A 12,526-nucleotide genomic window follows, 5' to 3' on the forward strand; every position below is an offset into this window, starting at 1 on the left:
GTATACATTAAACCTATAAGGTTTTCTTTATCTGTGCTCTTCGCACCACTTTCGCGCATTGACAAAGGCCTCCAGCCACGGTGACACTTCATCCTGTCTTCCATCGGGGTAGTTTGCCCAGTTCCATTGGAAGATCGAGCGCTCTATATGGGGCATGGTGACCAAATGGCGTCCCGTACGATCACACATCATCGCTGTATTGAAGTCCGAACCGTTCGGATTGTGCGGATATTGCTCATAGGCATACTTAGCTACAATATGATAGGCCGATTCTTCTTTCGGAAGATTGAATTTGCCTTCACCATGCGAGATCCATACTCCTAACGTCGTACCGGCCAATGTAGACAGCATCACGGAGTTATTTTCTCTTACTTTGACCGACACAAAGTTGGATTCATGCTTCCCTGATGTATTGTGTAGCATCTTGCCATGTTGGTCATGATCGGGGTTGATCAGTTCTAACTCCATAAACAACTGACATCCGTTACATATACCGACGGAAAGTGTGTCTTGACGAGCAAAGAAATTGTCCAATGCTCTTTTGGCTTTTTCGTTGTACAGAAACGCGCCTGCCCAGCCTTTGGCCGATCCGAGCACATCCGAGTTGGAGAACCCGCCGACGGTGCCGATAAACTGAACATCTTCCAATGTTTCGCGACCCGAAATCAGATCCGTCATGTGTACATCCTTGACATCAAACCCCGCAAGATACATGGCATTAGCCATTTCCCGCTCAGAATTGGATCCTTTCTCACGAATGATAGCTGCTTTTGGTCGAGGTTTCGCAGAGTCAATAACCGGCTTCTTACCCTCGAAATGCGTTGGAAACTCATATCGCAATGGCTGATTTTTATAGTTGTTATAACGTTCATCCGCCATTCCGTTTTTAGACTGTTTTTGATCTAATAAAAATGACGTTTTGAACCAGATATCACGTGTCTCGGCTATGTTGAATGTAAAACTATCGTTGTGATTTTTGAATGTCACTTCTGTACCCTCGTCAACTGTACCGATTTTTACAGCATCAATTCCGGCACCTGCCAATACATCCTCGAAAACTGAATCAGATTTTGCTTGTAATACTACAGCAATATTTTCATTAAACAATGCTTTAACAGTATCGGCTTCGCCCAGTCCAGATAGGTCATAGTTGGCAGCCAAATCCACGTCCGCAAAAGTCATTTCCAATAAAGTCGTGACCAAACCTCCCGACCCCACATCGTGTCCCGCTACAATCTGATCATCCAGAATCAATTGCTGTATCGTATTGAAAGCAAGCTTAAAATAAGCCGCATCCCGGATAGTTGGCACTTCTTTGCCAATTTTGTTCAATATCTGTGCAAAAGACGAACCGCCCAGTTTGAAGTTGTCTTTTGACAAATTGATATAGTAAATAGATCCGGCATCTTTTTTCAAGACCGGTTCGATTACTTTATGAATATCTGTACAGTTTCCAGCCGCAGAAATAATGACTGTTCCCGGTGCAATGACGCTTTCTCCATTCGGATATTTTTGCTTCATCGAAAGCGAATCTTTCCCTGTCGGAATATTGATACCCAATTCGACAGCAAAATCTGAGCAAGCTTTTACCGCTTTATATAGACGCGCATCTTCTCCTTCGTTGTTGCATGCCCACATCCAATTGGCCGACAAGGATATGCCTGCCAAACCATTTTTGATAGGGGCAAACACAATATTGGACAAAGCCTCTGCAACTGCCGTACGGCTGGCCGCTGCCGGATCAACAATCGCTGCTACAGGCGAATGTCCTACTGTAGTCGCAATCCCCTCTTTACCCTTGTAATCCAATGCCATCACCCCGACATTGTTCAAGGGCAATTGCAACGGGCCGACACATTGTTGTTTGGCTACACGCCCACCTACACAACGGTCTACTTTGTTGGTCAGCCAGTCCTTACAGGCAACTGCTTCCAGTTGGAGGACTTGGTTCAAGTAAATTGGTATATTCTCTACAGTATATTCTGCATCAGCGTACATGCGCTGTACCGTTTTGTCACGCATATACGTCTTGGGAGAAGACCCGAAGAAATCTGCCAGGGCATAATCCATCGGCACCTCGCCTGTGGTCTGTGACCGGAACGTAAAGCGATGATCTCCGGTGACATCCCCTACTATGTACATAGGTGCACGTTCGCGATCCGCTACACGCTTTAATGTATCTATATCTTTCTCGCTAATGACCAAGCCCATACGCTCCTGAGATTCGTTGCCGATGATCTCTTTTGCAGAAAGCGTTGGATCTCCTACAGGCAATCTGTCCAGATCGATCAATCCTCCCGTGTCTTCTACCAATTCGGAAAGGCAGTTCAAATGCCCCCCGGCACCGTGGTCATGGATAGATACAATAGGATTATGGTCCGATTCGACCATACCGCGAACAGCATTACACGCACGCTTCTGCATTTCAGGATTCGACCGCTGTATAGCATTCAATTCGATACCCGAACCAAATGCACCTGTATCTGCCGACGAAACAGCCGCTCCTCCCATACCGATACGGTAGTTTTCACCACCTAATATAACGATCTTATCTCCGGTTTGAGGTGTATGCTTCTTGGCCTGTTCCAATTTGCCATAACCTACGCCACCAGCCTGCATAATGACTTTGTCGTAGCCCAATTTACGTCCGCCTTCCTCATGCTCAAAAGTCAGCACCGAGCCCACGATCAACGGCTGCCCAAACTTATTACCAAAGTCTGAAGCACCGTTGGAGGCCTTGATCAGAATATCCATCGGTGTTTGGTATAGCCAAGGACGTTCAGCCATGGCATTTTCCCAGGGTCTTGCACTGTTCGACCTTCCGGCAGGCTCCGTAACGGTGCCGGGCTGAAGATCCAATGCAGACTGCTCCAGTCTCGAATAAGCGGTCATGTAAATCGCCGTACCGGCCAAAGGAATAGCACCTTGCCCACCCGCCATGCGGTCACGGATTTCGCCTCCCGAACCTGTCGCCGCACCCGAAAAAGGTTCTACTGTCGTCGGGAAGTTATGGGTCTCCGCTTTGACGGACAGTACCGATTCAAATTCTTTTTCTTCGTAAAAGTCTGGTCTGTCTGCCGATCGAGGAGCGAATTGCATCACCCTAGGACCTTTGATAAAGGCCACATTATCTTTGTAAGCCGACACTACTTCATTGGGGTTTTCGGCGGTAGTTTTTTTGATCAACTTGAACAAGGAGGAGGGTTGCTCCTCCCCATCAATGATAAAGGTACCGTTGAATATTTTGTGGCGGCAATGTTCCGAGTTGGCTTGGGAAAAAGCAAACACTTCCGAATCGGTCAGCTTGCGCCCCAATTTTACCGATAGATTGTTCAAATATTCGACCTCTTCGGGGTTTAAGGCCAATCCTTCGGATTTGTTATATGCGTCAATATCGTCTATCTCCAGAATAGGCTCCGGTTGAATATGAATGGTGTACATATCCTGCGTCAAGGCACTGTATTTCTGTGAGATCATCGGGTCGAAATCGTTGAAATCGGCCGGCACAGGCTGAAACTCTTCTATACGCACAATACCTTGGAGACCCATGTTTTGAGTGATCTCTACAGCATTCGTACTCCAGGGCGTGATCATGGCCGCACGAGGCCCCACATACCAATGCTCCAGTATGTCTTGTTCCAATTTTTTAGCGTTCCCGAAAAGCCAGTTGAGTTTGCTGATGTCTTCTTGTGATAAAGAGTGTACACTTTGAACACCGTATACTGTGTTCGATGGGTTCTCAAAGAAATGAATCATTATTATATAAGTGAATTTTGAATGTTCTTCAAATTAAAGCACAAATTTACAGAATATTTTCGGGGAAAAATATTTTTGTTTCGTCAAATTTTATGAACAAATTTTTGAAAAAAGGAGATCTTTTATGTTATCCTGGTCCCGCTTCAGGTTAGGATCAGAATAACATAAAAGAACGGTTTTACCTCTAACTTAATGAAATTGTTTATACGCTAACGTTGGAATAATTTACAAATTAAATCAAATCAAAAATATCCCGCACTCCCAACAGCTTGCGTGAAGTAAACCCTTCTGCAAACGGCACTTGGATATTGCGGCCAAACTCTCGCGCCCTGGCCTTGGTGTACTCCATAAAATCCGGACTGGAAATATAGGTCTGCGGGCCATCTTCTTCGTTTGTAGCGTTGAATTGTGTCTTGTATGCCAGAACAGCCTGCTCTTTGATATTCCAATAAGGCGTAATATCCAGAACTATATCCGGTTGTATATACTTGTCTTGGACCAATTGCAATTGCAACCTTGGTCGAAAAGCTTCTTGCTCCACATCGTCTTCAAAAGTAACGACTCTCCTCAGACCCGACAGAAAAATAGAATCATTGACCAACTTACTGGCCCTGCCATGATCCGGATGCCGATCATCCAACGCATTCGTAATGATAATTTCAGGCCGAAATTTACGTATGGCACGAATGATTTTCTTTTGCGATTCCTCTTCATTCTGAAAGAAGCCGTCTCGCAGACCCAAATTCTCCCGAACAGACACCCCCAATATCTTCGAGGCTGCCTCGGCCTCTTCCGTCCTGGTCTCTGCCGTACCACGCGAACCCAACTCTCCCCTCGTGAGATCCACAATGCCCACTTTTTTACCTTCGGCAACATATTTGGCAATCGTACCTCCAGCACCCAACTCAGCATCGTCGGGGTGTACGGTCATCACCAGCAAATCTAATTTTATTTCTGACATACTATTGAATATTGTACTGCGTACAAAGATACATTACTGTTCGTAGAGTTCCGCAGGGTCTCTACGAACTTTCTGAATGGACAGGAGTCTGAAACTCTATTTCATTATCAATCCGTAGTGACCGCTACGCTCAACACTACGGATAGAAAGGGTGTGCCTCTATCAACAAGCACAGCCTACTCACTCCGCCAACAAACGCCGGATCTGCGCCTGTACCCTGGAAGAAAGAGGATTGGTAAAAGGACAGTAGAAATCAACTACACGACCAGATTTATCAATGATGTATTTATGAAAATTCCATACCGGTTTGGAGTCGACACGTCCGTTTAGCTCTTTAGAGGATAGATATTTGTACAATGGATGTGCATACTCGCCTTTTACATGGATTCGTTTGAAAACAGGGAAGGTAAGCTGCTCTTTGAGCCGGCAATAGGTCTCCAGATTCAAGCCTGAACGAGGCTCCTGATTGAAAAAGTCGTTGCAAGGGAATGCCAATATTTCAAAGCCTTGATCCCGGTATTGCCGATAAAGCTGCTCCAAACTTTTAAACTGTCGTTTAAAATAACATTTACTAGCAGTATTGACGATCAACACGACTTTGCCCGAAAAGTCTTTCAACGATCTTTCCTGGCCGGAAAACTCAAGTGCACTATAGTCGTAGATCGTATTCATGGCGGTCAATTTATGCTATTGGTACGGCTTGTTGATAGGTCGTACGACTTCATATTCACGGATGATATTCTCTATCACAAAATCCTCTTGCGCGTCGTAGGTAGATTTAAGATTATGACCGAATACCCTTGCTACACCTTGATAGACAAAGGCAGCGACACCTCCTTTCATATCTTTGACCAATTCATAACTGGTATGTCCCGTCTGCCTTTCGATAAGCTTGATCAATATCTTACCTTGGGATACGGAAAGGTTCTTAACCTCCGAATTGATTTTTTCCTTGATCTCACTTTCACAAGCTTTTATCAAACGACGTTCTTCCCGTTTGGAAGAAGCCAAAGCCAGCTCCCGATCCAATTGTTCATAGCGTTTCTGGGCATAAATTGCATACGGCAGTACACGCAATACATTTCTTTTTAAGCGCATATACTGTAACCGTTCTTGTTCACTTTTCCATTTACGCACAGCACGCACGACAACTTCCTCTATAGCAAACCACGGCACCACTTCTCCACTTTCAAGGGTAGTCGTCGCATAATAGGCGACCACGTCAGGTTCTCCCGGTCCATAGTGGGGCAACGTCAAGGGCTCGCGTATCGGCAAAGGCAATTCCTGCCCCATTCCTTTGAACGCAAGCACCATCAACAGTACCATGAAACCTACCAATTTTTTGCTACCCATCATATTTTTGGATATATATTCCTTCTAAAAAGGATTTATTTTATCTATATTTATGTCACAAAGTAAAGACAAAGATTTATAGAATCGTTATCCAACATAAAATTAAATATTTTTTTACAAAATAACGAAATTTTTAAGAGGTTCTTATGGAAGATTATGTGATTGATATTGAGGCAGAAAGCAAGGAAATACGAAAAAGATACAGGGCATTATTGAGAGCATGCAAACCAACTTTACAAAGAGGTGACAAACAGGAGATAAGGAAAGCTTTCGATCTGGCGCTAGAAAGCCATAAGGACATGCGGCGTAAATCCGGAGAACCATACATCTATCATCCGATAGCCGTAGCACAGATCGCCGCCGAAGAAATCGGACTGGGAACCACCTCAATCGTCTGTGCTCTATTGCACGATGTCGTCGAAGACACCAGCCTCACGCTAGAAGATATTGAAGCGCGATTCGGTAAAAAAGTAGCCAAGATCATCGATGGTCTGACTAAAATATCGGGGGTATTCGACCCGAACAGCTCACTGCAGGCCGAAAACTTCCGCAAGATGCTATTGACCCTGGCAGATGATGTACGGGTCATCCTTATCAAGCTGGCGGATAGACTACACAATATGCGCACTATGGAATTCATGGCACGGCACAAGCAGCTCAAGATAGCGTCCGAAACGAGCTATCTCTACGCACCTCTCGCCCATCGTTTGGGCTTGTACGCCATTAAATCCGAGCTGGAAGACCTGTCCATGAAGTACACCGATCCGGACACTTACAAATTTATCGCCAAAAAACTGAATGAAAAGAAGGCCGAACGCGAAAAGTTTGTGGCCGATTTTATCGAACCTGTCAAAAAGATACTCGAAGAACAGGGAATCAAGGCCGATATTTTCGGCAGACCAAAGTCCATCCATTCCATATGGAACAAGATGCGGAAAAAGTCCATTCCCTTTGAAGAGGTCTATGATTTATTTGCCATCCGTATCGTCATAGATACAGTGGACGAAAAGGAAAAAACCGAATGTTGGAAAGTGTACTCCATTGTCACAGATCTCTACCGCCCCAATCCCGATCGGCTTCGTGACTGGGTTTCCACGCCCAAAGCAAACGGTTACGAGTCATTACATACTACGGTCATGGGCCCGAGAGGACAATGGGTAGAAGTACAGATACGTACCAAGCGTATGAATGAAATTGCCGAAAAGGGGTTTGCCGCACACTGGAAATACAAAGAATCCAATTCGGACAATGGACTGGATCAATGGATACAAAAGGTACGTGATATTCTCAGCAATCCCGAGCAAAATGCCTTGGATTTTTTGGATGACTTCAAGATGAACCTCTTTTCCGATGAAATATTCATCTTCACACCCAAAGGTACACTTATTCAATTGCCCAACGGAGCTACAGCATTGGACTTTGCCTTCGAGATACACTCCGACATTGGTGCCACCTGTATCGGTGCCAAGGTAAACCACAAATTGGTACCACTCAGTCACCCCTTGCAAAATGGAGACCAGGTTGAGATCATTACTTCCAACAAGCAGTCTCCCAAGGAAGATTGGCTGAGCTTTGTCGTCACAGCCAAAGCCAAATCCAAAATCCGCTCCTCGCTCAAGGAAGAAAAACGCCGTGTAGCCGAAGAGGGCAAAGAGATCCTGGAACGCAAACTCAAATCGTTGAAAATCACGTACAATACAGACAACATCAACAAGATTGCGAATTTCTTTAAATACCCCAGTTCACAAGAGTTGTTTTACAATGTAGCCAAAGGAGAGATCGACATCAAGAACCTACGCGAGTATGTGGCTAACGAAAAGACCCCGGAGACCCATTCCAACCAATTCACTTCGCACATTAACGGGTTGGTCGAAAAGCTGAACAAGAAAGATGCCGACACCATCTTGATAGGAGATGATATGCAAAAGATCGACTATACGTTGGCTCCGTGCTGCAACCCCATTCCAGGGGATGACATCTTCGGATTCCTGACTGTCAACGACGGCATAAAGATACACCGCACCTCCTGCCCTAATGCTTCAAAGCTTATGGCAAATTACGGTTACCGTATTCTCAAAGCCAAGTGGGCGTCGGCACAGCAGGATACGGCTTTCTTGACGGGCATACGTATCGTTGGTATAGATGATGTAGGTTTGATCAACAAGCTGACTTCCGTGATTTCGCAGGACTTCAAGGTCAATATCCGTTCGCTGTCTATATCCAGCAACGAAGGTATCTTCGAGGGCAACATCATGGTACATGTCAATAACACGGATCAATTGGACAATCTGATCAATCACTTAAAAGGTGTACAAGGCATCACGGGCGTGACACGATACGAGTCGGAGAATTGATTTTTGACATTCACACTATCCTTAGTGTTCAGCGTAGCGATCACTAAGGATTTAACAATGAAAAAGGTAGTCTCCGACTACCTACGAAATGGTTGTACAATCTTAAAATTACATTGAAATTCATTTATGGGTGAACAAGGGTACTCCATAAAAGATCAATATTCAATCCACTTCATTACATTTGCTGTAATCGAATGGGTTGATGTATTTACACGAAAGGGTTATGCCGACATTGTGGTCGAAAGTCTGAAATTTTGTCAAAGGGAAAAAGGATTAAAAGTTCATGCTTGGTGCATTATGAGTAATCATATTCATTTAATTTTATCAACCCAAGAGCCTAATCGTCTATCTGATATATTAAGAGATTTCAAAAAGTACACCTCAACAGCCATCATTAAAGCCATAAACGAAAACACAAGGGAAAGCAGAAAGAATTGGATGCTATGGATATTCAAAAAAGCCGGAGAAAAAAACAACAGAAACCAAGAATATCAGTTTTGGCGACAGGATAACCATCCGATCCAATGCGATACCAATGCCATCATAGAGACAAGACTCAATTATGTACACGAGAACCCGGTAAAAGCCGGAATAGTGATGAGAGAACAAGATTATCTTTATTCATCGGCTATCGACTACTATACAGAAGAAAAAGGATTGATAGATATTGATTTTATTTGATACGGAGTCGGAGACTCCTATTCCATTTATAAAGTCCGTAGAGACCCTTCGGAACTCTACGAACAGACATGTCTCTACTAAAATAAAAAGTCACAAACATCTAACGAGTAAAAATAATTCACGCAAAATCAGAATGAAATTGATAAATTTGCATATAAGCATTAAAGGATAACATGAATCAAGGCGAAAATTACCAAACAGTCAAAAAAATATTCGAAGCGTATCTGGAGAACAAAAGCCTGCGAAAAACACCTGAACGGTACGCTATCCTGGAAGAAATCTATTCCCGGAATGATCATTTCGATGTGGAGTCCTTGTACATTCACATGAAAAACAAGAAATACCGTGTAAGTCGGGCGACGGTGTACAATACGCTGGAACTGTTGGTATCCTGTGACTTGGTGACCAAGCACCAGTTTGGCCGCAACATGGCACAGTTCGAAAAGTCATATGGCTACAAGCAGCATGACCATGTCATCTGTATCGAGTGCAACAAAGTTGTCGAATTCTGCGACCCACGTATCCATCAGATACAGACGATGATCGGCGACCTGTTAAAATTTGACATCAAGCACCACTCCCTCAATCTCTATGGCATCTGCCAAAGTTGCCAGATTCAAAAGTCCAGTGAAGAAAAAGCAAAATCCAAGAAGGAAGTAATTTCAAATTAATTCCTATTACAATGTTTTTAATATTAAATTTGTTCGGAAAATGACTACGTTGTTTTCCGAACATTATTTTTTAATCATTTTGTATTTAATTACATAATCAATAACAACTAAAAGCTATGCAAGTAGATGTGCTACTGGGCCTACAATGGGGCGATGAGGGTAAAGGGAAAATCGTCGATGTACTCTGTCCTCAATACGATTTGATCGCACGCTTCCAGGGAGGTCCCAATGCCGGACACACCTTAGAATTTGACAACAAAAAATTCGTATTGAACACCATTCCATCCGGAATCTTCAACCCTCAAACGTTAAACCTTATCGGAAATGGCGTGGTCATCGATCCGATTATCCTCAAACGAGAACTGGACAACTTGAAGGCTGCCGGATTTGATCCGGTAGGTGCCGGCAAGTTGGTCTTGGCCCGCAAAGCACACTTGATATTACCTACACATCAACTGCTGGACGCCGCTTCCGAATCTAAAATGGGTGACGGCAAAATTGGCTCTACGTTAAAGGGGATCGGGCCTACCTATATGGACAAGACCGGCCGTAATGGCTTACGCGTGGGAGATACCACACTGCCCGACTTTCAGCAACGCTACGAAAAGCTAAAGGAAAAACACCTCAATATACTATCTCATTACGGCGAAATCCCCGATTTTTCCGAACGTGAAGAAGCCTTTTTGGCGGCGATAGAATTTATCAAGACTATTCCGCATGTGGACTCGGAGCATTTGGTCAATCAATACCTCAAAGAAGGAAAGAAAGTATTGGCAGAAGGAGCCCAAGGCACACTATTGGATATAGACTTTGGCTCCTATCCTTTTGTCACCTCTTCCAACACAACTACCGCAGGAGCCTGTACAGGCTTGGGTATAGCACCCAATAAAATCGGCTCCGTATTGGGTATCTTCAAAGCATATTGTACCCGCGTAGGTGGAGGCCCCTTTCCGACCGAACTGGACAACGAAACGGGTGAAAGATTACGTCAATTGGGCCATGAATTTGGAGCGACCACCGGACGGGCACGTCGTACAGGATGGATTGACCTTCCCGCTTTGAAGTATGCCATTATGCTCAACGGCGTGACCGAACTCGTCATGATGAAAGCCGATGTATTGGATACTTTCGACAAGATATATGTATGTACACACTATAAATACAACGGCGAGGTGATCGACTACATGCCGTATGACATCAACTCCATCAAACCGGAGCCAGTCCTTGAAGAAATCCAGGGATGGAATCAAGATTTGACAGGCATACGTACACAGTCAGAAATCCCAACTGCACTCAAAAACTATATAGATTATCTGGAAAAAGCGTTGGAAGTACCTATCCGTTATCTATCTGTTGGACCTGACCGTACACAGACTATCGAGTTGAAAGCATAAAACATGGCTACAGCCATATTTGAGGTACATAAAGCAGTATTCGAACGTCAGGCGCTGGCTTGGGCACAACAGTTTGACCAGGTTTGCTTCCTTCAATCCAATGGATACAGCGATACATATAGTTCTATCGAATCTATCCTAGCTGTTGGAGCTACAGCAGTTTTTGAGAACAATACTGCAGATACATTTCAAGCTTTAGAAAACTTTAAATCCAAACATCCCCATCATTGGATGTTTGGATTTTTTGGTTATGATCTCAAAAACGAAATCGAAGATTTATCGACCTCCTTCCCGAACCCCTTAGGTTTTCCAGACACCTATTTTTTTATTCCGCAGACCATTCTTAAGTTCTCCGCACAATCTGTAGAGATCATATCAGCCGACCCGACAAGAATATTTTCGCAGATTATGGCAACTGAGCTTGAAGAACAAGAACATCCGTTTGAAGGGGAAGTTGTTTCGAGAATGTCAAAAGAAGAGTATATAAACGCTTTTGAACAGCTAAAAGCCCATATACAACGAGGAGACATCTACGAGGTCAATCTCTGCCAGGAATTTTATGCGCAACCAGCCCATATCCATCCCTTGCAGACATACGTCAAGCTCAACCAAGTATCCCCTACTCCATTTTCGACCTTTTTCAAGATCAAAGACAAATATATCCTTTCGGCTTCGCCCGAACGTTTTCTGGCAAAGCGTGGCGAGAGCTTAATATCCCAACCTATCAAGGGTACCGCACCACGAGGCCGTACAGCCGAGGAAGACCGGAAAATCCAAGAAACCTTACGCAATAATCCCAAGGAGATTGCCGAAAACGTGATGATCGTCGACCTCGTACGCAACGACATGACCCGCAGTGCGCACCCCGGAACAGTAGCTGCAGAGCGTAAACTGGAAATCAAGAGTTATAGACAGGTACACCAACTTGTATCCACCATTACTTGTCAAAAGAACAACCAAATAAGTGACATAGAAGCTATTAAAAACATTTTCCCCCCGGGATCCATGACCGGCGCGCCCAAGATCAGTGCCATGCAATTATGCGATCGATACGAACATAGCCGTAGAGGTGTGTATTCCGGAACTGTAGGTTATTTTGCACCAAATGGAGACTTTGATTTCAATGTCATCATACGGACCATTCTGTACAACGACACTAAACAATACCTGTCCTTTCATACAGGGGGGGCTATTACAGTTGATGCCGTGGCAGATGATGAATATAGAGAATGTTTACTAAAAGCGAAAGCAATGTTGGAAACATTAGGAACGAAATTGCAGGAAGTTGCCAAAACCAAATAATAATGACAACTTTACTCCTAACTAATGTTATTTCAATTGTAAATATGCTGGAAT

The 12,526-nt window shown here is 44.1% G+C and carries 9 protein-coding genes; 5 read left to right on the plus strand and 4 right to left on the minus strand.

Features of this window, described 5'->3' with window-relative positions; translation table 11 throughout:
• Positions 1–27: 27 nt before the first annotated feature.
• From purL to G5B00_RS11695, 4 genes are all read right to left on the minus strand, one after another.
• On the minus strand, positions 28–3,756 hold the full coding sequence (purL, locus tag G5B00_RS11680; protein WP_163875333.1) for a phosphoribosylformylglycinamidine synthase: 3,729 nt from the start codon (positions 3,754–3,756) through the stop codon (positions 28–30).
• Between the two features lie 232 nt (positions 3,757–3,988).
• Positions 3,989–4,708 (minus strand): bacillithiol biosynthesis deacetylase BshB1, encoded by a 720-nt coding sequence (gene bshB1, locus G5B00_RS11685; protein WP_163875409.1) that lies wholly within the window; start codon positions 4,706–4,708, stop codon positions 3,989–3,991.
• Positions 4,709–4,897: 189 nt separating this feature from the next.
• Positions 4,898–5,389: a glutathione peroxidase gene (locus tag G5B00_RS11690; protein ID WP_163875336.1), complete on the minus strand. Its 492-nt coding sequence runs from the start codon at positions 5,387–5,389 to the stop codon at positions 4,898–4,900.
• A 15-nt stretch (positions 5,390–5,404) separates the two neighbouring features.
• Complete coding sequence (locus tag G5B00_RS11695) at positions 5,405–6,073, minus strand: DUF4294 domain-containing protein (RefSeq protein ID WP_240894471.1); 669 nt, start codon at positions 6,071–6,073, stop codon at positions 5,405–5,407.
• Positions 6,074–6,216: 143 nt separating this feature from the next.
• Between G5B00_RS11695 and G5B00_RS11700 the strand changes: the two genes are divergently transcribed.
• From G5B00_RS11700 to G5B00_RS11720, 5 genes are all read left to right on the plus strand, one after another.
• Complete coding sequence (locus G5B00_RS11700; RefSeq protein WP_163875339.1) at positions 6,217–8,424, plus strand: RelA/SpoT family protein; 2,208 nt, start codon at positions 6,217–6,219, stop codon at positions 8,422–8,424.
• Between the two features lie 126 nt (positions 8,425–8,550).
• Positions 8,551–9,105 (plus strand): REP-associated tyrosine transposase, encoded by a 555-nt coding sequence (locus G5B00_RS11705; RefSeq protein WP_163875342.1) that lies wholly within the window; start codon positions 8,551–8,553, stop codon positions 9,103–9,105.
• Positions 9,106–9,278: 173 nt separating this feature from the next.
• Entirely contained in the window at positions 9,279–9,776 is a 498-nt protein-coding gene (locus G5B00_RS11710) for a Fur family transcriptional regulator (protein WP_163875345.1), read from the plus strand.
• A gap of 116 nt (positions 9,777–9,892) precedes the next feature.
• Positions 9,893–11,170, plus strand: coding sequence for an adenylosuccinate synthase (locus G5B00_RS11715; RefSeq protein ID WP_163875347.1), 1,278 nt, complete (start codon positions 9,893–9,895; stop codon positions 11,168–11,170).
• Positions 11,171–11,173: 3 nt separating this feature from the next.
• Complete coding sequence (locus tag G5B00_RS11720; protein ID WP_163875349.1) at positions 11,174–12,472, plus strand: anthranilate synthase component I family protein; 1,299 nt, start codon at positions 11,174–11,176, stop codon at positions 12,470–12,472.
• The last annotated feature ends 54 nt before the right edge of the window (positions 12,473–12,526 follow it).

The organism is Parapedobacter sp. SGR-10, assembly GCF_011030405.1.
Lineage (GTDB): Bacteria > Bacteroidota > Bacteroidia > Sphingobacteriales > Sphingobacteriaceae > Sphingobacterium.

What these genes read in the sequence shown, in the direction of transcription:
- purL (WP_163875333.1), bottom strand. Translation starts at nt 3,756, where the DNA reads ATGATTCATTTCTTTGAGAACCCATCGAACACAGTATACGGTGTTCAA.
- G5B00_RS11690 (WP_163875336.1), bottom strand. Translation starts at nt 5,389, where the DNA reads ATGAATACGATCTACGACTATAGTGCACTTGAGTTTTCCGGCCAGGAA.
- G5B00_RS11695 (WP_240894471.1), bottom strand. Translation starts at nt 6,073, where the DNA reads ATGATGGGTAGCAAAAAATTGGTAGGTTTCATGGTACTGTTGATGGTG.
- G5B00_RS11700 (WP_163875339.1), top strand. Translation starts at nt 6,217, where the DNA reads ATGGAAGATTATGTGATTGATATTGAGGCAGAAAGCAAGGAAATACGA.
- G5B00_RS11705 (WP_163875342.1), top strand. Translation starts at nt 8,551, where the DNA reads ATGGGTGAACAAGGGTACTCCATAAAAGATCAATATTCAATCCACTTC.
- G5B00_RS11710 (WP_163875345.1), top strand. Translation starts at nt 9,279, where the DNA reads ATGAATCAAGGCGAAAATTACCAAACAGTCAAAAAAATATTCGAAGCG.
- G5B00_RS11715 (WP_163875347.1), top strand. Translation starts at nt 9,893, where the DNA reads ATGCAAGTAGATGTGCTACTGGGCCTACAATGGGGCGATGAGGGTAAA.
- G5B00_RS11720 (WP_163875349.1), top strand. Translation starts at nt 11,174, where the DNA reads ATGGCTACAGCCATATTTGAGGTACATAAAGCAGTATTCGAACGTCAG.